Annotated in this window: 18 protein-coding genes and 3 pseudogenes; 15 read left to right on the top strand and 6 right to left on the bottom strand. The window is 49.4% G+C overall.

Going from position 1 to position 22,080, the window contains the following annotated elements:
- Window position 1 precedes the first annotated feature (1 nt).
- The 12 genes from ACXIZX_RS00620 (at window position 2) to ACXIZX_RS00565 (ending at window position 12,175) form a co-directional block, all read left to right on the top strand.
- On the top strand, window positions 2-1,066 hold the full coding sequence (locus ACXIZX_RS00620; protein WP_479403424.1) for an alcohol dehydrogenase: 1,065 nt from the start codon (window positions 2-4) through the stop codon (window positions 1,064-1,066).
- A gap of 12 nt (window positions 1,067-1,078) precedes the next feature.
- Complete coding sequence (locus tag ACXIZX_RS00615) at window positions 1,079-1,945, top strand: ABC transporter permease subunit (RefSeq protein WP_479403423.1); 867 nt, start codon at window positions 1,079-1,081, stop codon at window positions 1,943-1,945.
- Window positions 1,942-2,958, top strand: coding sequence for a branched-chain amino acid ABC transporter permease (locus tag ACXIZX_RS00610; protein WP_479403422.1), 1,017 nt, complete (start codon window positions 1,942-1,944; stop codon window positions 2,956-2,958). Before ACXIZX_RS00615 ends, ACXIZX_RS00610 begins: the two co-directional genes overlap by 4 nt.
- Window positions 2,955-3,680 (top strand): ATP-binding cassette domain-containing protein, encoded by a 726-nt coding sequence (locus tag ACXIZX_RS00605; protein WP_479403421.1) that lies wholly within the window; start codon window positions 2,955-2,957, stop codon window positions 3,678-3,680. Before ACXIZX_RS00610 ends, ACXIZX_RS00605 begins: the two co-directional genes overlap by 4 nt.
- Window positions 3,658-4,389 carry an ABC transporter ATP-binding protein gene (locus ACXIZX_RS00600; RefSeq protein ID WP_479403420.1) on the top strand — a complete coding sequence of 244 codons (732 nt, stop codon included), beginning with the start codon at window positions 3,658-3,660 and terminating at the stop codon, window positions 4,387-4,389. Before ACXIZX_RS00605 ends, ACXIZX_RS00600 begins: the two co-directional genes overlap by 23 nt.
- Before the next feature lie 22 nt (window positions 4,390-4,411).
- Window positions 4,412-4,708 carry a putative quinol monooxygenase gene (locus tag ACXIZX_RS00595; protein ID WP_479403419.1) on the top strand — a complete coding sequence of 99 codons (297 nt, stop codon included), beginning with the start codon at window positions 4,412-4,414 and terminating at the stop codon, window positions 4,706-4,708.
- A complete protein-coding gene (locus ACXIZX_RS00590) occupies window positions 4,705-6,213 on the top strand; it encodes an aldehyde dehydrogenase family protein (RefSeq protein ID WP_479403418.1) in 1,509 nt (502 codons plus the stop codon). Before ACXIZX_RS00595 ends, ACXIZX_RS00590 begins: the two co-directional genes overlap by 4 nt.
- A gap of 14 nt (window positions 6,214-6,227) precedes the next feature.
- A complete protein-coding gene (locus ACXIZX_RS00585; RefSeq protein ID WP_479403417.1) occupies window positions 6,228-7,499 on the top strand; it encodes a Zn-dependent hydrolase in 1,272 nt (423 codons plus the stop codon).
- Between the two features lie 519 nt (window positions 7,500-8,018).
- A complete protein-coding gene (locus tag ACXIZX_RS00580; RefSeq protein ID WP_479403416.1) occupies window positions 8,019-9,728 on the top strand; it encodes a thiamine pyrophosphate-binding protein in 1,710 nt (569 codons plus the stop codon).
- Window positions 9,719-10,339: an RraA family protein gene (locus ACXIZX_RS00575; RefSeq protein WP_479403415.1), complete on the top strand. Its 621-nt coding sequence runs from the start codon at window positions 9,719-9,721 to the stop codon at window positions 10,337-10,339. The genes ACXIZX_RS00580 and ACXIZX_RS00575 overlap by 10 nt, the downstream gene beginning before the upstream one ends.
- Window positions 10,340-10,393: 54 nt before the next feature.
- A complete protein-coding gene (locus ACXIZX_RS00570; RefSeq protein WP_479403414.1) occupies window positions 10,394-11,719 on the top strand; it encodes an MFS transporter in 1,326 nt (441 codons plus the stop codon).
- Between the two features lie 81 nt (window positions 11,720-11,800).
- Entirely contained in the window at window positions 11,801-12,175 is a 375-nt protein-coding gene (locus ACXIZX_RS00565; protein WP_479403413.1) for a RidA family protein, read from the top strand.
- 31 nt (window positions 12,176-12,206) lie between these two features.
- Here ACXIZX_RS00565 and ACXIZX_RS00560 read toward each other — a convergent pair whose 3' ends face one another.
- Together ACXIZX_RS00560 and pdxR are read right to left on the bottom strand one after the other, a co-directional pair.
- A complete protein-coding gene (locus ACXIZX_RS00560) occupies window positions 12,207-13,130 on the bottom strand; it encodes a LysR family transcriptional regulator (RefSeq protein WP_479403412.1) in 924 nt (307 codons plus the stop codon).
- Window positions 13,114-14,643 (bottom strand): MocR-like pyridoxine biosynthesis transcription factor PdxR, encoded by a 1,530-nt coding sequence (gene pdxR / locus ACXIZX_RS00555; protein WP_479403411.1) that lies wholly within the window; start codon window positions 14,641-14,643, stop codon window positions 13,114-13,116. Before pdxR ends, ACXIZX_RS00560 begins: the two co-directional genes overlap by 17 nt.
- A 125-nt stretch (window positions 14,644-14,768) precedes the next feature.
- On the opposite strand from pdxR, the gene ACXIZX_RS00550 reads away from it, so the two are divergent.
- From ACXIZX_RS00550 to ACXIZX_RS00540, 3 genes and pseudogenes are all read left to right on the top strand, one after another.
- Window positions 14,769-16,040 carry a 4-aminobutyrate--2-oxoglutarate transaminase gene (locus ACXIZX_RS00550; RefSeq protein WP_479403410.1) on the top strand — a complete coding sequence of 424 codons (1,272 nt, stop codon included), beginning with the start codon at window positions 14,769-14,771 and terminating at the stop codon, window positions 16,038-16,040.
- Window positions 16,041-16,247: 207 nt separating this feature from the next.
- Window positions 16,248-16,744, top strand: a pseudogene (locus ACXIZX_RS00545) (transposase); the annotation flags it as partial.
- Between the two features lie 159 nt (window positions 16,745-16,903).
- Window positions 16,904-17,550, top strand: a pseudogene (locus ACXIZX_RS00540) (oxidoreductase); the annotation flags it as partial.
- 289 nt (window positions 17,551-17,839) lie between these two features.
- On the opposite strand, the gene ACXIZX_RS00535 reads toward ACXIZX_RS00540, so the two are convergent.
- The 4 genes and pseudogenes from ACXIZX_RS00535 to ACXIZX_RS00520 all read right to left on the bottom strand — a co-directional run bounded on the left by ACXIZX_RS00535 (window position 17,840) and on the right by ACXIZX_RS00520 (window position 22,029).
- Window positions 17,840-18,211: a helix-turn-helix domain-containing protein gene (locus ACXIZX_RS00535; protein WP_479403409.1), complete on the bottom strand. Its 372-nt coding sequence runs from the start codon at window positions 18,209-18,211 to the stop codon at window positions 17,840-17,842.
- A gap of 69 nt (window positions 18,212-18,280) precedes the next feature.
- Window positions 18,281-19,626, bottom strand: a pseudogene (locus ACXIZX_RS00530) (ISNCY family transposase).
- A 412-nt stretch (window positions 19,627-20,038) separates the two neighbouring features.
- The gene (locus ACXIZX_RS00525; RefSeq protein WP_479403408.1) at window positions 20,039-20,581 is read right to left on the bottom strand and encodes a GNAT family N-acetyltransferase; all 543 of its coding nucleotides are present in this window, start codon (window positions 20,579-20,581) and stop codon (window positions 20,039-20,041) included.
- A gap of 50 nt (window positions 20,582-20,631) precedes the next feature.
- Window positions 20,632-22,029, bottom strand: coding sequence for an ISNCY family transposase (locus tag ACXIZX_RS00520; protein ID WP_479403407.1), 1,398 nt, complete (start codon window positions 22,027-22,029; stop codon window positions 20,632-20,634).
- Window positions 22,030-22,080: the final 51 nt, after the last annotated feature.

Here is a 22,080-nt window from a genome sequence, read left to right as displayed (position 1 = left end):
TATGGCAAGCACTTGCAGTTTTCAGCTTACACAATACGGGACCCAGCCGGTTCAGGTTCTGCATCCTCTTCCGCAGCCAGCGCCAGGTGAAGTTTTACTGAAAGTCTCCCATGCGGGAGTGTGTCACTCAGATGTTTATATCCAGGAGGGATATCAGGACCTGGGCAACGGAGAGAAGATTGATTTTGCGGAAAGTATGATGCCTATTCCGTTGGTCATGGGGCATGAAATTGTCGGCGAAGTGGTGGCAACGGGAACACCTTCTGATGCGTACTTAATAGGCCAACGACGGTTGGTTTACCCGTGGATTGGTTGCGGTGAATGTGCCACGTGTCAAGACGGACTGGACAATCATTGTGAAAAGCCCCGTTCTTTGGGCATTTTTAGGCACGGTGGTTATGCGGAGCATGTGCTGGTTCCGGATGCCAAATATCTTGTTGAGATAGGCGAATTAGACCCCGCGTGGGCCTGCACGCTTGCCTGTTCTGGCCTGACTGTTTTCAGTGCGTTGAAACAGCTTATGCCCATTAAAACTGATTCGGCGCTAGCCATTATTGGTATGGGGGGGCTCGGCTTGAGCGCGGTGTCGCTGGCTAAAAATCTGGGTTTTACTCAGATAATAGCCTGTGACATTGAAGATGAAAGACTCAAGGCAGCCAGAGAATTAGGTGCAGACCTTCATCTCAATACCTTAAAAAGTGCATCTGCAGTGGCGGATCTGACGACACTGGCTAACCAACGTCTGCACAGTGTAATTGATACGGTGGGTATCCCCGCTACCGTGCAAATGGCCATCAACGCAGTGGCGAAGGGTTCTCGCATGGTGCTGGTTGGTCTGCATGGAGGGCAAACTGAACTTCGCATTCCAATCCTTCCTTTTAAAGCGCTCTCAATTATCGGCAGTTACACCGGCAGTCTCAGTGAACTTAGGGAATTAATTGCCCTTGTTCGACAGGGGGGAATTACAACTCTGCCTATTACTCAACGACCGCTTTGTTGTTTGCCGGAGGCTCTGAGTGATTTGAAACAGGGCAAAGCGGTCGGACGTATTGTGCTTAATCCCTGACAGGAGACAGAAATGCATTTTTTTCTTCTAACGCTCGTGCAAATCATCGACTCAATTGCTGAGCTGGTACTGGTCTCCATCGGACTTGCAGTCATTTTTGGCATGATGCGGGTTATTAACCTCGCGCATGGAGAGTTCATCATGCTGGGAGGATTTACCAGTATTTTTGCTACCAACATCGGAATCAACGTCTGGGTCGCCATTCTGGTCGTCTCACCTTTCGTTGTGGGTATCTTGGGGCTGGTGATAGAGCGCCTTATCATTCGCCACTTATACGGCAGGATGATAGACACCATGCTTGCCACATGGGGGCTCAGTTTGTTGTTGACCGGTCTTGCAACGTCAATTTTTGGCAACCGTGTTCAGGGTATTTCTGCACCCTTGGGCAGTGTAGATTTGGCCGGCTTCAGTATCAGCCTTTACAACCAGTTTATGGTGCTGGTTTGCGTTTTATTGGTCGTGGGTGGATATGCGGTACTGCGATTCACACGTCTGGGATTAATTGCCCGCGCAACGATGCAGAATCCTGAGATGGCCGCATCGCTCGGCATTAATCGCTCTAGAGTATTTGCATTGACTTTTGCATTGGGCGCTGCCCTGAGCGGTTTAACTGGTGCATTACTGGCTCCCCTGTCGGGTGTCGTACCGACCATGGGAGCGGCATACGTCTCTAAAGCCTTTATCACGGTTATCACCGGTGGAGCGAGTGTCATAACCGGCACGGGGCTAGGTGCTTCGCTACTGGGAAGCATAGGTACGGTAACAACCTTCCTGAGTAATCCAATCTTTGGTGACATTGCGCTACTGGGTGCCGCGCTCGTTCTGCTACGTATCTTGCCTACGGGCATCACCGGTAAAATTTTCCGGGGGGCTTCATGAAAATTACTTCAACTTCGTCCTGCAATCTTGCTGCGTTTATCGCGGGATGTGCGGTGTTGGCTATCCTCCCCAAAGTCCTGGACCTGTACTCACTGATCAATGCGACGATTTACGTGAGTCTGGCGTTGTTTGCGTTGAGTATGGCTCTGATATGGGGCCATGGCGGCATACTTTGCTTTGGTCAGTCGATGTTTTTTGGTCTGGGGGCATATGCCTACGCGGTTGCCGGGATAAACTTCGGCGATTCAACCTGGGCGGTTTTAATTGCTGTTGTTGTTCCTATGATTTTCGCTGTGATCCTGGGCTACTTCGTTTTCTATGGTCGTCTGAGCGATATTTACTTCGGTGTTATTACGCTTACCGTAACGATGATTCTCTTTAAACTGGCAAACAGTACCTCGGGTGATGCCTGGCATATTGGTAAAGCTCGCTTGGGGGGCTTTAATGGGATGCCTGACACGCCTCCTCTCAATATGCCCTTTGATCCCTCTACACCCCTTTCGCCCGATGCTGTTTTCATGGTGGCCGTCGCCTTACTGGTAGCGGGATATATCCTTTGCAAATGGTTAACGGGATCTACATTTGGGCGCGTTGTTGCAGGGGTGCGTGAAAACGAAGCCCGAGCAGAACTGCTGGGTTATGACTCCAGACGCGTAAAATTGTACATGTTTGCAGTTGGCGCCGGGATTGCGGGCGTCGCTGGTTGCCTCTTTGCAAACTCGGTATTTGTCAGTCCTTCAGTATTCAGCCTCTCAAATAGTGCTCAGGTACTAATTTGGGTAGTAGTGGGTGGCGTCGGTACACTTTTTGGTCCGATTCTGGCCTGTCTTATCCTCCAAGCCCTGACGGCTTATCTTGGGACGCTGGGATGGGTAGACCCAAATATTGTTCTCGGGAGTGTACTGATCCTATTTGTACTGCTGATGCCAAAGGGCCTCCTGCCAACGATACTCGAAAGGCTGTCAGGGTTTCGTTCCAGATTTTCTTCGACCAGCGTGGTGAGTGAGTCATGAATGAGAATATTTTACTCAAAGCGAGTGGCGTATGCGTTCACTTTGGTGGTGTAAAGGCGCTGGATGATATTGATTTCACACTTAAACATGGTGAATTGCGTTGCCTGATCGGCTCAAACGGAGCGGGGAAAACAACTTTTTTTCGCTGCCTTACAGGTGTTCAACGCCCGACAAAAGGGAGTATCACCTTCAACGGTAAACCGATGGTGGGCTCGGAACGCTTTCAAATTGCCAGGCAGGGAATTGGCATCAAAACGCAAATCCCTCATTTATTTGAGGGATTAACTGCGCGTGAAAACGTTTGGTTAGGGCTGAGAGATGTTGCCAACGCCAATGAGCGTAATGACAGAGTCAATCAGGCGCTGACCCGCGTGGGAATCACCGCAATGAGTGAGAAAATTGTAGGGAAGCTCGCTCATGGCCAAAGACAACTTGTGGAACTGGCGATGGTAATTGCCAGCGATCCGCCACTGATTCTGCTGGACGAACCGGCTGCAGGTATGACCGGTGAAGAAGTTGCCCGATTAGCTGAAATCATATTGGAAATCAATCAAAGGCATGCGCTTGTCGTCGTAGAGCACGATATGAGTTTTATTCGCCTGATTGGCAAACAGGTCACTGTATTTCATCAGGGAAAAATCCTCGCAGAAGATCACGTTGAGGGCATTCTCAGTAACCCACTAGTCAGGGAGGTATATCTTGGCAAATCACACGCGGCCTGAATTACTTCACGTTGAAAACCTTCATTCTGGTTACGGCAATATTCCCATTCTGTTTGGTGTGGACCTGACGTTGTATAGCGGTGAATTAGTCGGGGTGCTTGGTCACAACGGTATGGGTAAAACCACGCTGCTTAAAACCATTATGGGGCATCTGCCGGCACAAAGTGGATCGCTTCATTTCACCGGAAAAGATATTACTCGGCTACGCCCTGAAACACGGGCACGGATGGGTATCAGTATTGTGCCGCAAGGACGACAAATATTTCCGGCGCTCAGCGTGACGGAGAATCTGCAAATGGGCGCGATACACCTCACACCTCGAGAAGCAAGGCAGAAAATTGAAGAGGTTGTGGAGGATCTTCCCCGACTCAAACCTATTTTAACCAGAGCCGGGGGAGTTCTCAGTGGAGGGGAGCAGCAAATTCTCGCATTAGGCCGATGCCTCTGCAGCGAACCTCAACTCATTCTGCTTGATGAACCTACAGAGGGGATCCAGCCATCGATATGTGACGAAATTGCCGAGACGTTACAGAAACTGTCAGGGCGCAATAGCCTCACTATCATTCTTGTCGAACAAGATTTGCATTTTATCAGCCAGCTTGCTGAACGCGTCTTCCTGCTTAAACGAGGCGTGATGGGAGAGGCGATGGACACCACCATACTATCGGACAGCAACTGGGTTGCTGAATTTAACGGGCTCGTTGCCTGAACAGACCTAACAGGAGATCTATATGCTTTGTATAACAGCCGTTATAAGGGTCAAGGCGGGTTATGACCGGGTAATGAGTGATGCGCTTCTTGAAGTCGCGGCTCACGTCAAAGAAAACGAGCCAGAAACCGTGGGGTTTTATATTTCTCAGGACAATCAGGATCCATGCCTGTTTACCACCTATGAGCGGTTCACCAGTCAGCAAGCTATGGATGTCCATAACAACTCTGCTGTTGTGGCGCGTTTTTTTGGCATTGCCAAGCCTATTCTCGCCGGTGATGTGACGTTGGTAACGGCAAACGAGGTGTCATTTAAATGATCAACGAAAAGAACAATGATTCTCTGAGTCTTCTGAACCCAGCGGTCACCGAGTTTGTGAATAAGCAACACAAGCTGTTTATCGACGGTGAGTGGGTTAATGCTGCAGAGGGTAAGATGCTGGATGTTATTAACCCGGCCAATGGCCAGGTGTTTACAACGGTTCAGGCAGGTGAGAGCGTCGATGTTGACCGCGCTGTTAACGCTGCCCGTCGTGCATTTGAAAAGGGCGCATGGGCAGAAATGTCACCTTCAGAGCGCGGAAAATTACTATGGCGTCTGGGAGACCTTGTTGAGCAGCACGCTGATGAGCTGGCGCAAATTGAGGCACTCGATAACGGCAAGCCTTTTAATGATGCGCGCTGGGGAGATGTTGCATTCAGCCACGAACTTTTACGCTACATGGCAGGCTGGAGCACCAAAATTAATGGGCAGACAATTCCGTTGTCATCCGGCGCACCTTTCCATGCCTATACGTTGAGAACCCCAGTTGGTGTTTGTGGGCAGATTGTTCCATGGAACTTCTCCCTAATGATGGCGGTGTGGAAAGTTGCACCCGCTCTGGCTGCCGGTTGCACTGTTGTTCTCAAACCTGCAGAACAGACCCCGCTCACTGCTTTGAGACTGGCCGAGTTGGTAACCGAAGCCGGTTTCCCGCGCGGCGTGTTTAACGTGATTACCGGTTACGGTGAAACTGCAGGCGCTGCGCTTGCTGAACACCCAGATGTTGACAAAGTGGCCTTTACAGGGTCTACGGACGTTGGGAAAAAAATCCTGGCTGCAGCAGGGACGAACCTGAAAAAGGTTTCACTCGAGCTTGGCGGGAAGTCTCCGATGATTGTCTACGCTGATGCAGATGTTGATAAAGCCATATCCGCTATAGCGTCAGGCATTTTCTACAACATGGGCCAGACTTGTACGGCCGGAACCCGCCTCTATCTACACAATTCAGTTGCTGACCAGATTCTTGTGGGATTGGTTGAGTACGCTTCTGCTCTCAAGATGGGGCCTGGCCTGGAGCAGGAAACCCAGATGGGACCTTTAGTTTCAGCAGAACAAAAAGCGCGAGTCTGCGAATACATTGCTTCGGGAATAGAGCAAGGAGCAACTCTGCTGACAGGAGGTGGTTCCTGGGGTGATGCTGGATACTTTGTGGCGCCCACCATTTTGGACAATACCCGAAATGATATGCGGGTGGTGCAGGAAGAGATTTTTGGCCCTGTCCTCTGTGTGATCCGTTTTGACGATCACGATGAAGAGGATGTGGTTCTCCAGGCGAACAACTCTATCTATGGCCTGGCGGCCAGTATCTTTACTCGCGACATTAGCCGGGCACATCGTGTAGCTAAGCGTCTTAAGGCCGGCACTATTGGTATTAATACTCATCATGTCATCGATCCGGCCTTACCATTTGGCGGCTTCAAGCAGTCGGGCTGGGGGCGCGAAATGGGATGGGAAGCTATTGAATTGTATACTGAACTTCGTTCAGTAGGTGTTGCGCTGTAATTGGAGAATATGAAATGAGCACAGAGCTAAACCCACAGAGCATTACAGAAAATCAGTCTCCTCTTTATTATGTGAACGGCGCACGATTGTGGGAAAATTTGATGGAAATGGCTGCGATTGGCGCGACTCCTAAAGGGGGTAATAGCCGGCTGGCACTTTCGCCAGAGGACAGTGCAGGGAGAGTTAAATTCATCAATGACTGTAAAAAACTGGGTATGACAGTCAGCACCGATGCCATCGGTAATCTTTATTGCCGACTGGAAGGTACCCAACCTCAATTGCCACCCGTTGTCATGGGCAGTCACTTGGACACTCAACCCAAAGGGGGAAAGTTTGACGGTGTATATGGCGTTCTGGCAGCACTTGAAGTGATTCGGACATTGAAAGACCAAGGTATCACGCCAGAGCACAGTATTGAAATCGCCGTCTGGACCAATGAGGAGGGGGCCAGGTTCACACCGGCAATGATGGGTTCCGCTGTATTTACGGGAGTAATGCCATTGGAAGATGCTCTTCAGCGTACCGATGGTGAGGGCAAGAGCGTTAAGATCGCACTTGAAACAGAGAAATGGGCAGGCAGTCAACCACTGGCCCGTGAATTTAATGCTTATTTTGAAGCTCATATCGAGCAGGGGCCGGTTCTAGAGGAGTGTCATCTCAATATCGGCGTGGTTACAGGTGGGCAGGCCATTCGTTGGCTTGATATTCATGTGACGGGCCATTCGGCTCATGCCGGCACAACGCCGATGAAAAATCGTCACGATGCTTTTCTGGCGGTGGCCGCAATGGCGAGTGGGCTGGAAACCGTGGCGGCATCATTTGCGCCAGAAGGCTTGCTGACCATTGGTGAATTGTCCATTGAGGCTTCTTCACGCAACACCATTCCTGGTGAGGTAACGTTTAGTCTTGACCTGCGTCATCCTGATGATTCTAAGTTGGAACAGTTTTATCAGGCATGCTGTGAAAGCATGAGGGCAGTTGCTTCAACACGAAGCATCAAGGTAGCCATTACTGAACACTGGTTAAGTCCAGCAACGCCTTTCGATGAAACCTGTGTAAATCTGGTTTCGCGCGCGGTTGCAGCACTAAATTACCCGCATCAAAAGATGATCAGTGGGGCCGGACATGACGCCATTCATATTGCAAAGCATTGTCCTACCACGATGATCTTTATTCCTTGTGCTGGAGGGATCAGTCACAACGAAGCAGAAAGTATTGAACAGGTTCATGCCGAGCAAGGTGCAAACGTGTTGTTAAATTCTGTCATCTCTCGCGCGAATAGTTAATTAATTGCCTGGGAATGGTAAGTTCCCAGGCAATTAATTCAATCCTTACAGTGCTGTTTAAATCAAGGTATTAAACGGACGAGTGTTTTCAAATTCGACATTACCCATTCTAATTGTTACATCCTCCCCATAAATCGCCCTGCGATTTTCCTGTAATTGTTTGATGTGTTTTTTGATAAAGGCATGATTGATTTTAATACACAGGCTGCAATTTTAATGAAATCCTCAGTGCAGGCAACTTAGTCCATGGTCTTAATTGGTGCGTTCGCTGCACTGAAGTGGTGATTTTATTAAATTAACGCCCTCTCATGGTGATTTATTAATGCCGCCAGCCCATTAATGAGAGTTATAGTCTCTATTAAATTGTTAAAATTGACTATTTATCCTTGTGGATTGAATCTGTGTTGGAAATATATGGGTGTTGTTAAATAAAAGAAAAATAGACGCTCATTTTTATGTTTAATTAATATGGTATTTTTAATCTTTCGACGATTACCCTACTAAATAATTGGAGTGTAAATGAAAATTAAATCTGAGTTTTCACGTAATGGTGGGAAGATTGTTTTAGAGCAATTACGAGAACAAGGCGCAAAGCGCATATTTTTGGTTCCTGGAGAAAGCTTCCTGCCATGCATTGATGCATTTAATGACCATAGCGATCAGATTCAATCCATTGTGTGTCGTCAGGAAAGCGGTGCAGCTTACATGGCTGAGGCTTATGGAAAAATGACGGGTGAACCCGGCATTTGCATGGTTACTCGCGGACCGGGTGCTACGAATGCTTCAATAGGAGTCCATACAGCGTTTCAGGACTCGACTCCCATGATTCTTTTCGTGGGGCAGGTAGGTAATGACTTTATTGAACGTGAAGCGTTTCAGGAAATCGACTACCGCCGTATGTTTGGACAAATGGCTAAATGGGTTGCGCAGATTGACCGGACCGATCGCATCCCTGAATACGTAGCGCGGGCTTATGCAATTGCCACAAGTGGACGTCCAGGCCCAGTTGTTCTTGCCCTGCCAGAAGATGTGCTTTGGGGCGAGTCAGATGCTGAAATTGTCAAATCGAGGCCGAAATTAGAAGCCTGGCCTGGCAAAAAACAAATGTCAGAACTGGCATGTCTGCTTGATAAAGCCGAGCGTCCTTTCCTGTTGGTTGGTGGAAGTGGCTGGACATTAGAGGCTCAGATGCAGGTTCAGGGATTTGCTCAACGCTTCGATTTACCTGTTGGCGTAGCGTGGCGGAGACTTGAGTGCTATGACCAGAGAGATGAACAGTTCGTAGGGCATGTTGGATTTGCGATGCATGATGCGCTACGCAAACAGCTCGTTGAAAGTGATCTGATCATTGCGTTGGGGACCCGTATCGGCGAAGCCACCAGCGAGGGATATAGCTGGATAAAGTCACCTAATCCTCATCAGGAACTGGTGCACGTCTATCCCGATCCTGAAGAGCTGGGGCGCGTTTATCGCCCAGTTTTAGCGATTAATGCAAGCGTCAATGGCTTTGCTGGTTCTCTTGAAGGACTAAAGCCGACCAGAAAACCCATCTGGTCAGATTTAAGGTTCAAGGCCCGTGAGGCATGGAAAGAAACGCTTAAACCGTTGCCAGCGCCAGGTTCACTGAGTCTGGATTATATCGCGCATACCGTCGGTAAAGTGCTGGATGGAAAAGGGTGCATTACAGTCGGAGCAGGGAACTACGCTTTATATCCTCATCGTTACATTGCATTTAATGGTTTAGGAAGTTCTCTGGCGCCCACCGTAGGGTCAATGGGTTACGGCCTACCTGCCGCTGTTTCCTACAAACTGCAAAATCCTGATTCACCATCAGTTTGTTTTGCCGGCGATGGATGTTTCCAGATGAATATGCAAGAGCTAGGCGTTGCGTTGCAGTATCAGGTTGGCATCGTGGTATTGGTATTTAACAACGGTATGTGGGGCACGATTCGTGCCCATCAAGAACGCGATTTCCCGGGGCGAGAGACCGCTTTAACCTTCATCAATCCTCAGTTCGCTCGCCTTGCTGAAGCCTATGAGGGGTTTGGCAAAGTTGTTGAGCAATCGGAAGAATTTGAATCTGTATTTCGAGAGGCGCTGCTTTATGCTCTTCAGAATAAACGTCCAGCCATTATTGAATTGCGGTATGACAGTAATGGAATAGCTCCAGGAATATTACTCAACGAAATAAGAGAACGTGCATTAGAAGAGAAAAATACATGTCGTTAAACAACATCCGTGATGAATTAATTAGCCAGTTGGTACAGATTGAGACAGCTACTATCGGGCACTTAATTAACTATGGTTTTATGGAACCTCAGATTCAATGCATTTTACCCGGGATTCGTATTTGTGGGCCAGCGGTAACAGTTTCACTTCCAAAAGATGATGGTTTCAGCCTTCCAATTGCACTTGATCATGCTTGTGCTGGCGATGTGTTGGTAATTGAAAGGATTCAGGATGACCGGCATGCCTGTTGGGGAGCAGTGATGACGGCAGCTGCACAACAGGTTGGGATAGTGGGTGTGGTGATTGATGGCTTTATCACTGATATATCGGCAATCAGTGATTCTGGCTTTCCTGTGTGGTGTAAAGGCAGGTCTCCTGTCACGACCAAGCAAGGTAAGACGGGGGGCGCCGTGAATATTCCCGTCATTTGCGGCGGTGTTAACGTTAACCCAGGCGATATTGTTTTAGCAGATGAAAACGGTGTTCTAGCGCTATCACTGCAAGAGTTGAATAAATATTTGATGCAAGCTTTGCAAATACAGCTGCAGGAGCCGCTGATAATTAAAAGATTACAGCAGGGAGAAAGTCTGTCAGAGATATACCGCCTCTAAATACTCACAATTATTATCATAATCGCTTAGCTCAACATTTTGGAGACGCAAAGTATGACGAGTTCAGTAAATATTGAAGCGACAATGCCTGCCGCATTACCCGAAGTTAATATGCGTAAAATTGCTATTGCCAGTGTTATTGGTACAACTGTTGAATGGTATGATTTGTTTATTTTCGCTACGGCTTCGGCACTGGTGTTCAATAAAATATTCTTTCCATCATTTGATGCACTGATTGGTACACTTTTAGCTTTTGGGACGTTTGCCTCAGCTTATGGTGCTCGTATCATTGGTGCTGCTCTGTTTGGTCATTTTGGTGACAAACTGGGTCGTAAGTCGATGTTGTTGATTTCATTATTGGCTATGGGGATCTCGACTTTCTGCATTGGTCTCCTTCCTGATTATGCATCTATTGGTATATGGGCCCCGGTATCACTTCTGACACTTCGCTTGATCCAAGGGCTTGCGTTGGGTGGGGAGTGGGGTGGTGCTGTATTGATGGCGGTGGAACATGCACCCAAGAACAAACGCGGCCTCTATGGCTCATGGGTTCAGATTGGAGTACCTGTGGGAACCCTACTGGCCAATCTGGCATTTCTCGCGATAGCCGCTTTTTTACCTCAGGAAGATTTAATCAGTTGGGGATGGCGCATACCTTTCCTGGCAAGTGCCCTACTTATCGCAATTGGCCTCTATATTCGCCTTAATATTCATGAAACACCCGTCTTTCAACAGACTAAAGAACGTGAATCTGAAGTCAAAGTGCCGCTGCTTGAGATTGCACGTAAACACTGGAAACAGGTTCTGTTGGGCGGCATTGCCACTATGTCGACCGGTTCCTCTTTCAACATTATAGTAGCCTTCGGTCTGACGTATGGCACACAAACGCTTGGATTTAGTCGATCAATCATGTTGTCTGTAGTGCTTGCCTCCTGCGCGCTTTGTATCGTTCTGCTGCCTGCTTTTGGTGTCTTATCTGATCGCTTTGGTCGTAAACCAGTCATTATCGCCGGAATTATTGCTGAAGCTGTGGTCGCATTCCCAATGTTCTGGTTGATGGACACGAAGTCATTGCCGTTGGTATTCCTTGGATATGGTTTGTTAATGACGGCATTCGCAGCCAATTACGGCCCTATTGCAACCTTCCTGGCTGAGTTGTTTGGCACGCGTGTTCGTTACTCGGGCTTATCTGTCTCTTATATGCTGTCTGGTTTACTTGGCAGTGCGACAACACCGATTGTGACTACCGCATTGCTGTCTTATACCGGTAAGGGATCATCCGTTGCCTGGTACATGATGGGATCTGCGTTAATATCTCTTATCGCACTGTTACTGCTCACCGAAACATTTAAGCGCAATTTAAGTCAGTCAGAAAAATAAGTTGCCAGGGAATGCGTTTCAGAAAAAATTGTCTGAAGCGCGTTTTATTTATAATATTTTGAGTAATTCGAGGAAAATATAATGAAGCGTATTGCCGCAGGCACAGACTCACCTTCTCCGGTCGGGCCCTATTCTCAGGCCGTGGTCAGCGGTAATCTTGTGTTCACCGCAGGGCAAATACCTGTTGATGCTCAGGGAAATCAACCTGAGAGTTTTGAGGACCAGGTCCGACAGGCCTTGTCGAATCTTGAGGCTAATCTGATAGCAGCTGGTTCAGACTTTAATCACGTCATAAAAGTTAATGGCTACCTGACCAATCCAGAACAGCTGGAACCTTTCAATCGGGTATATCGTGAAGTACTTGGACATGCCCCCCCTGCACGTACAACAGTTTGTGTGTCACTCTGGGGGGTATCTCTTGAAATCGACTGTATTGCAGAGGTTAAACAGCAATGAGCCCAATAGGGTGCCAGATCGCGGCAGGCTCTCAGTAGCCTGCCAGAAATAGTGCTTCTTTGAGGTGGTTTAGAAACGCCTCTTCAGCTTTATTTATCTTCAGCGATTCATTCCACATCAGATGAAGCGTTATGCGCGCGATTCCATCATACGGAGGTAATTTCCATAAATAGCCTGCCGCAGTTTCATCTGAAACAACATGTTCTGGCAATGCTCCAATCCCAAAGCCACAGCGGATCATACGTTTAACCTCATGCAAACTTGAGCTAGTAGCTGTTGTTGGACCATCCAAGGCTTGCTGGGCGCGGAATAATGTCAAAGGTGCCAAGACACCATCCAGTTGTTCACTGGCGAATGAGACGAACTGTTCATGGTGCAAATCATCTACGGTTAAATCGCCCTTGCCGAACAGATGATGGCTACGTCCACAGTAAAGATAGTATTTTTGGTGCAAAAGAGGGGCGCTGCTCAGACCAGATACATTTTTTTGCTTCAGAGAGATAGCAAGTGCTGCCTGATAATGCAGCAGTGATTGCTGCACTTCTGTACTGGACCCAGTGGTGATTTCAAAGTTTACTCGGGGATATCGCAGATGAAACTCGCATAGTGCGTCATCCAGAATCTCACTATTGACGCCTGAGACCAGCGCAAGCCTGACAACACCGCTTAAATCCTGCGGGATGTCCTGGACCGCCAGAGAGAGTCGGGCAATGCTGCCATAAATTACCAACGACTCTTGATAAACAAGATCACCAGCGGGAGTGAGAATAAAGTTAGTTCCGTTGCGGGTTATCAGGCTCTCACCCAGCCGCTCTTCGAGCCTTTTTAACGCAAGACTGACTGCAGGCTGCGTCAAATGCAGGCGAAGTGCCGCGCGGCTGATACTGCCTTCCTGCACAATCGCAAGAAATGTGCGGAGTAAGTTCCAGTCAAGGCGATCATGTATTTGAGACATGGTTTTGCTTTCTCTCCTTCAATGCTCGGGGGCGCCAGTTCTGTTGACGCATACAGTCCAGCAGAACCTCAAAGGCTGCTTCTATTTCAGGTTCTGGAACCGACGCAAATCCCATGAGAAGGCCATGCAGCTTACCTGCCCCCATGAAGTAGCGTGAAAGGGGGCGGACTAATACACCGCGTGTATTGGCTGCCTCAGCCAAGGTGACATCATCCACGCCCGTAGGAAGGTTCAAAATGACATGCAATCCTGCATTGCTGTTAAAACTGTGCAGTGCGTCTCTGCCAAGATTTTCGTTTATGAGAGCGGTCAGGAACTGCCTGCGTTTGGCATAAAGAAGGCGCATCCGGCGGATGTGTGCACTGAAATGACCATCCTGAATAAACTGTGCCAGTGCGGTTTGGGTCACAATGTGGCCTGCTCGGTAAAGTTCAGCATGAGCAGTTTTAAGCGGTACTACAAGTGGTTGCGGCAGCACCACATATCCTAATCTCAAACCCGGATATAACGTTTTGCTGAAAGTACCGATGTAAATTACGGGTGCAGCATCTTCAAGGCCCTGGAGGGAGGGAATAGGTTGGCCGGCAAAACGAAACTCGCTGTCATAGTCGTCCTCAATTATCCAGCCCCCGGTTTTATGTGCAATTGCCAGTAACTGCTGGCGTCGGGCCTGACTCATAATCGAACCGAGAGGATACTGATGTGAGGGTGTTACAAAGATCAGGCGAGGAGGAATTGTGGACAAATCGTCTGGCGGTACCATACCGGCCTCATCAACGGTGATGGGGCATATATTGATTTCATTCATGCGCAGAATGTTGCGTATCCCCCAGTATCCGGGCTCTTCTATCCATGCATAATCCCCTGGGTTGCATAGCATGCGGGTGACCAGGTCCAGTGCCTGATGAATACCTTCGGTAATGAGAACCTGATCTGCAGAGCAGTGTACCGATCGCGCTATGCGTAAATAATCCACCAGCGCATTTCTTAGCTCAGCGCTGCCCCCACTGTGGTTGTTGTAGGTTAAGTGTTGCGGAGAGGGCGAACGGTTTATGCGCGCAAGATACTTGTTAAATAATTTGTGAGGGAAGGCAGACACATCAGGAATGCCAGGCATGAAAGCTCCCCACTGCTTTGGGCTTGCGCTAGCGTGCTGCAGCAGCGTGAGGCCACGCAACGAGATATCCGTGGCGCTGTGTTTTATTGCATTAACCGAAGGTAACATCTCTTCAGAAAGCAAAATGTCAGGAACTATCTCATTTACGAAGGTACCACTACCCACTTTGGATACGATATAGCCTTCTGCGATTAACTGTTCATACACTTTAAGGACGGTATTTCGAGAAAGCTGCAACTCCTGCGCTAAATCCCGGGATGCGGGCAAGCGCGTTTGTGTCGTTAAGCTCCCGTCGACAATGCTGCCCCGGATAGCATCATAGAGCCGCGTATACAGCTTTCCTGAGGGCTGCTCATTGAGCCTGTGAAGCAGCAAGTCTCCGTAAAGTGATTTCAATTGGCCCCCTAAAATATTATGAACTGGCTCTCGAATATGGAACCAATTTAAGGCTATATAACCACTATTGTGTACGCGATAAAAGCATTTTATACGTGGCACGACTGAGGATAACTGGGGGCACAATGAGAAATGCAGAACTGAATAACCGACGCATAGCCGCCACACCACGCGGGGTTGGCGTGATGTGTGATTTTTATGCTGAGCGCGCTGAGAATGCAACTTTATGGGATATTGAAGGCAACGAGTACATTGATTTCGCTGCCGGAATCGCAGTACTGAATACTGGACATAGACATCCGAAAATTATCGCTGCCATTGAAGCGCAACTGAAGAGCTTTACCCATACGGCCTATCAGATTGTCCCTTATGAAAGCTATGTATCCCTTGCTGAGCGTATTAACGCGATGGTACCGGTTAAGGGGCCTGCAAAAACGACATTATTCACCACAGGTGCCGAAGCTGTTGAGAATGCTGTCAAAATTGCCCGCGCGTACACCGGACGCCCTGGGATTATTGCTTTTGGTGGTGGTTTCCATGGCCGAACCTACATGACCATGGCTTTAACTGGCAAAGTGGCCCCCTACAAATTAGGTTTTGGTCCTTTCCCGGGTTCAATTTTCCATGCGCGCTACCCAGATGCACTTCAGGGAGTCTCAACTGAAGATGCAATGAAAAGCCTTGAGTATTTGTTCAAAGCGGATATCGACCCTAAACAGGTTGCAGCCATTATCCTTGAGCCCGTTCAAGGGGAAGGGGGCTTCAATAGCGCGCCGGCTGATTTTATGCAGGCTCTGAGGGCGCTTTGTGATCAACATGGAATCCTGATGATAGCGGATGAGGTTCAGGCAGGATTTGCCCGCACCGGTAAAATGTTCGCTATGGAGCACTACCCTGAAGTCAAAGTTGATTTAATCACGATGGCAAAGAGCCTGGCAGGGGGAATGCCTTTGTCCGCCGTGGCAGGAAGAGCTGAAGTCATGGATGCACCGGCTGCTGGCGGTCTGGGCGGTACATACGCAGGAAATCCTCTCTCGGTAGCGGCTGCACATGCTGTTATCAATGTTATTGAGGAAGAGCAACTGTGTGAGCGCTCGCAGCATTTGGGTGACGAGTTGGTTGATTTTTTAACTCAGATAAGAAGTGGCTGTCCGGCAATTGCTGATGTACGCGCTAAGGGCTCAATGGTAGCCGTAGAATTTAATGATCCTGAAACCGGCAAACCTTCTCCAGAAATTACCCGTAAGGTGCAGAAAAAAGCGCTGGATGAAGGGCTGTTATTACTGATTTGCGGAACGTACGGCAATGTAATTCGCTTCCTGTATCCTTTGACCATTCCTGATGCACAGTTTAAACAGGCACTATCGATTCTTGCAAAATCAATGGACTTGAAGTAATAGCAAAGCACCCTGTTCATCAGGGAGGATGGTAGTGTGCAAAGTGTTTAGAAAATTAATTTAGCGACTGGGGAGAAGGAGATTGACCAATCTCCTTTTGTTGGAAATGCAATTTAGTCTTAGGTTTATACCCCAGTGACCTGCTCCCCGTTGATTAATACACCGCGATGTTAGTAATGTCTTCATTAGTCACATGAGGACATCCCCATGAAGAAACTATTTTCCGACGAACAGATCATCAGTATTCTCCGCAAGGCCTAAGCCGGGGTTTCGGCCCGGGAACTCTGTCGCAAGCATGCTATTTACGACACTACCTTTTACACCTTGCGCAAGAAGTTTGGCGGTATGGAAGTTCCCAAAGTGAAGTGGCTCAAATCGCTTGAAGAGGAGAACGCCCGCCTCAAGAAGCTGCTCGCTGAAGCCATGCTGGATAAGTAGGCGCTTCAGGTAGCTCTTGGTCGAAAGTTCTGACGACAGACCAGAAGCGGGAAGCCGTGGAAGTCATGTGTGAGGCCGCAGGTCTGTCGCAACGTCGTGCCTGCAGGCTGACAGGTTTGTCCCTGTCGACCTGCCGTTATTCGGCTCAGCGTTCGGTTGCTGACGCGCAGCTTTCTCCTCGCATTACAGAGCTGGCACTTGAACGTCGCAGCTTTGATTATCGGCGTATCTGGCAGCTTCTGCGGCGTGAAGGTCTTTGCGTTAATCTCATGCTGTAATCTTAATACGATCCCATTCTGTAATAAACGAGGTGATTGCCATGAAAACCTTCGTTGTACTTGATGCTTCTCAGAAGAAAAAAGTATCTGCGTTATAGACTCTGATGGTAACAATATTCGGATGGTAAACGCTGAGACGCATTTAAACGCGTGCGTGAAGATTTCGTTCGTGCAGCACTGCGCGCCCGAGATGCCGGTTTTGAATGCCTTGAGCTGCACTTTGCTCATGGTTATCTGGCGCAAAGTTTCTTCTCTGTGCACGCCAATCAACGAACTGATGAATACGGTGGTGATGCTGCCGGACGAAGTCGTTTCCTGCGTAAAACCTTCGATGCCGTGCGAGAATTATTGCCGGAGAATCTGCCGCTGACCGCGCGCTTTGGTGTGTTGGAATTTGACGGTCGTGATGAAGAGACGTTAGAGGAAGCGATCACGCTGACCAAGCAGTGGCGCGACAATGGCCTTGACCTGTTGAGCGTCAGCATGGGCTTCTCAACCTCGAACGCCAATATTCCATAGGGAACCTCACTCCTGGCGCCGATTGCCCAACATGTCCGCTGAGGAGCCAACATCCCCGTCACCTCTGCATGGGGAATTGATGCACCCGCCGCTGCTAATAAAACCATTGAGAAAGGGCAGTTGGATCTGGTGATGGTAGGGTGTGCGCACCTGAAAAAACCGCACTGGAGCTATCAGGCTGAGCTGGCGCTGGATAAAACTGAACCTTTTAGGTACTGCCAGCACCTTATGCGCACGCAGGGGCGCTACAGCGTGAGCGAAACCTAAGCCTATAAGGTATCGATAACGTGAGCGCTATCGTCAGTCTAAAATCAATCAGTTATAAACATTATTAATGCAAAAGTCAGGATATTCGAACGCGAGGTGCAGGTCAGATTCATTTCGTGAGCCTATGCCAGACATGTCCAGAAATCCTTAGGCTTACACCATTCACTCAAACGGATTTTAAGGTGGCGTCCGTCAAAGATAATCCTCACACACAGAATGTTTGTCTATCCATTATTAAGATGTCGTCTTCGTGGCTAAGTTAAAGTGTCATCTGTGATGTGGGCAGAGTCTGGCTGGTCAGAGTTTATTTCTTGGATGTGCTACCCACGTATTCTCGGCAATCATCAGCTTCCTGACGGTCTCTTTTGATATGCTCAGCCCGAATCCTGCGTTAAGTAAGCGCCATGCAACGGTAGGGCTCATACCCCGGCAGCGGGTACGAATAAGCTTCACCACCTGAGATTTCAGCTCTTCGTTAAGCTGATAGTTGCTGGGTTTTCCCCGGCGAAGATTTATCACGCCTTTCCGGCCGGATTCGCGGTAGCGGCTGACCAGACGCCGGCACTGTCGGGTAGAGACTTCCATGGACTGCGCAGCTTCTGCCGCTGTGACGTCGCCTGCCAGATACATTTCAATCAGGTCGGCCCGCAGTTGTTCCTGCAGGGTCATCACTTTTTTACCTGAGTCATTTTTCCTCCCTTTAGCGTGAGGTTCGGTGAAACGGGCAGGGGAAGGGCATCAGCGCTTAAGATCAGAGACAAAGTCTCCAGGGTTTACCAGCACCAGATTTATTGCCTTCAGCGCTTCGAGTGCGCGCTGCTGAGCCAGACGGCGCGGCATCTTTTTACTGCGTGAACGTTTACCTGCCGCTTCCTGCTCATCCTGTTTTTCCTGCGCCAGTCGTAGTACGGCACCGAGGCGTTTATTGTCGACGATCTCACCCTGATCCACACAGGCCAGCTTGTCGAAAACCTGATAGCTCAGCTCCCGGTGAGCATAGCGGAAACAGATCCTGCCGTCAGGATAATCAAGTACGGTGACTTTTTCACCGGCGATACGGTTGTTCGCATTAGAGGGTTCAATAAGATATAGCATTTTATCGTACTGAAAAGTCAGCGATTTTGATAACTTCCGCTGGTCCTGCCAGGCAAAGATATCGTCCAGTTCATCCGGAGACAGACCGGACGGACGATGCAGATCCTTCGGATACTTAGGCGGTCGGGAAAAGCGGCGGTTAAAGTCATCGATAAAGCCGGTCACCTAGCGGTTCGCCTCGCTGATAGAGCTGATGTTATGGAGTCGCATCTCCTTGACCAGCCGATCCTGCAACGTCTGGTTGGCGCGCTCAACGCGTCCCTTGGCCTGGCTGCTGTTGGCACAGATAAGCTCAATAGTGAGATCGCGCAGCGCCCGGCCAAACTGCGTGGTGCCGCTCCGGCGTGCATCCGTTCCGTTAACGCGAAAAACGGCGTGCTTTTCGCTGTAGAATGCGACGGGTTTTCCATGTAAATCAATGTACTGCCGCGTTGCCGTCATATAGTCGAACGCAGATTCTGAATCACAGAAACGGAGGTGCATCAGGCGGCCGGTAGCATCGTCAACGTAGACAAGCAGGCAGCACTTTGCGCGCGATCCTCAAACCAGGCATGATGAGAACCATCCAGTTGTACCAGCTCACCGAGGCAGTCGCGCCGATGTCGTGGCTGATAAATATGAACCTGACGGCGTGAATGAGGCCGCCAGATCCCGTCTGAAATCATCCAGTTGCGGACAGTTTCAACGGAAAGCGGAATGCCATGGCGTTCTAAAAGCTTCTCCGTGGCCAGAGTTGGACCGAAATCCGCGTAGTGTTGCCGGAACAGATGCAGAGCGGCGCAACGTAAATCCTCGGGAATGCGGTTGTTGCCGGGACGTCCTCGACGTTCTGATACAATCGACGCTGCGCCGTGTTCACGATAACGCCGCAGTACACGCTGCACCTGGCGCACGGTGAGTTCAAGAAGGCGTTCAGCTTCACGCTGCAGCAGAGTGTGGTCGTGAACGCGCTGAATGATGCCGAGCCGGTAAAGATCTTTATCTGTCATGGCCACCAACATAAAGTCTGCATCCTGAGCTGAGCCGGAGGAGATATAAGGTTAGTTCAGGGACGACATCTGTGAATTGCGTTTTGGAGTAACGTCGGCGGCGCAGACGCTTTTCGATAACGGCCTGAATGACGGGAAGACGGTGAAGTTCTTTGTTCGACATGCTCACCAGCATCAGCAGAGATCTCCCAGAAAAGGTGGCAAAAGCGCCATATCTGGGTGACATTATGAACTAGCTAAAAGTGACATTATCAAATAGCACCCACAATGCATGTTGAAGCTAAGCAGAGATGACCGGGTTCAGGCAAACCTGAGATGTCCAATTTTTATCAGAACAAGTGTAATTTAATAAGGTTAACCTCTGATTTCAGGATTGATGAAACCTCATAATTAGCTTCAATAAAGTCGTTATTTATTCCGGAAGGATTAGTGAGTTAAGTATGTGGTCCTGCCATTGCCCATTTATTTTCAGATAAGATTGCGCATAGCCTTCTTTTGCAAAGCCCAGACTGCTCAGAGTCTTATTGCTGCGTAAGTTATCAGGAAGATGATTAGCCATTATTCTATGGATTTTATAATTATCATGCACATAGGTAATTGATCCTTTCAATGCTTCATACATCAATCCCTTACCCTGATAAGCCTGGTCGAGTGAAAATCCCAAATAACATGCCTGAAAAACACCGAATATAAAATTGGTGAAGTTAATACTCCCTATAATTTCGTTTTCATCTTTTAAAGTGAAAACCATAAGGATGCACTTTCTCTCTTCATAGTCGAGCAGCGCATTACGTATCCTGTCAGATATGTTATTGATTGCAAAATATTCGTCGTTTCGCAGTGGTTCAAAGGGTGCAAAATTGGCTCTGTTATCAAGCAAAAAACGCTGAAAGCTCGTTGAATGGTCTAAGGTCAGCAGATATACATCGGTTCGTTCAGTAGAAAATAACTTCATCTCTCATCCTTGTGAATGTCTGTATCGCTCTGATTGTATTGATAAATACTTCAACTTCCAAATATCTCCTGACTTCGTGCCTGTAAATCAATCATCGCCTCCAGTAAATCATCCTCATTGACCGCACGTTGCCGCTTTTTAGCTGGATCTTTCTTCGCACTCCTGCGGCTGGGTCCGTGACCGGCAGGAAGCGCCTGCGAGCGCGTATTATCACGCTTGTCCTGCATCAGCTTAGCCACGGCCAGCGCGTGGCCGAGCCGCTTGTTGTCAACGATCGCACCCTGGTCAACTTCAGACAGCCGATCGTAAGCAGAGTAGGGAAGAACCGTACCGTGACTCCTGAGTTCAACCCGGCCGTCCGGGTACTGCCAGGCATCCAGATATTTACCCATCGCGCGGCGGCTGTCATCGTTATCCTCAAGCAGCAACAGCATCTTATCGTAGCGGACCGTCAGCGCTTTTGAGACCTTGCGTAGCTCGCGCCAGGTAAAGATCTGGTTAAGGTCGTCATCAGCATCGAGCGGGCGGTGCACGTCAAAATCATGCCTTGGTGCCTTTGCGAAACGCCGGTTGTAGTCCGCCATAAACTCTGCGGCAAAGGCGTTAGCCGCGTCAGGCGTACTGATATCACGCAACCTGAGTTCCTTAACCAGCCGGTCCTGCAACGTAAGATGCGCACGCTCCACGCGGCCCTTGGCAGAGCTGGTGTTGGCGCAGATGCCCGTGATGTTCAGCTCGTTCATCGCACGCCCGAACTGCGTCTGACCGTCGCCGCCAGCCGCATTTTTGTTGTTGATGCGGAAAACGCTGGCCTTGTCGCTGTAAAATGCCAGCGGCTTGCCGTGCTGTTCAAGATAGCCGCGCGTGGCTTCAAAGTAGGTGAATGTGGACTCGGAGCGGACGAAGTGAAGCTGCATCAGGCGGCTGGTCGCGTCATCCACGTAGACCAGCAGTGTGCAGGCCGGGCCGCGTTCCTCGAACCAGCGGTGATCGCAGCCGTCAATCTGTATCAGCTCACCAACGCAGGCGCGCCGGAAGCGAGGTTGCTGAATTTTAGGGGCGCGATGCCTGCGCGGGATCCAGAGGCCTGACTGCATCATCAGCTTGCGTACAGTCTCTTTAGACAGCGTCACGCCGTGCAGCTCGGCCAGCTTCTCGCAGGCGAGCGTCGGGCCAAAATCAGCGTAGCGTTCGCGGATGATCTGAATCGCACGTTCAGCCAGTCCATCAGGCAGCTGGTAGTTGCTGGGCTTACCGCGCCGCCAATCGGCCATACCCAACGGGCCGTCTGCGCGGTAGCGCTGGAGCAGGCGGCGACAGTGCCGGTCGGAAACGCCAAGACGCTCAGCTGCGAGATGTGTTGTCAGCCGCCGGTCGACGACGTCCTGGATAACTTTAAGCCGGTTAACTTCGTTCATCGTGAAAAACTCCGCACCAGAAGCCGCCATAACAGGTTCCTCAGCAGGTAGCCCGAAGCGGCCAGGTAAGCTTAGCTCAGA

The organism is Candidatus Pantoea symbiotica (genome assembly GCF_056491525.1).
This window is presented reverse-complemented; position numbering and strand designations above follow the sequence as displayed.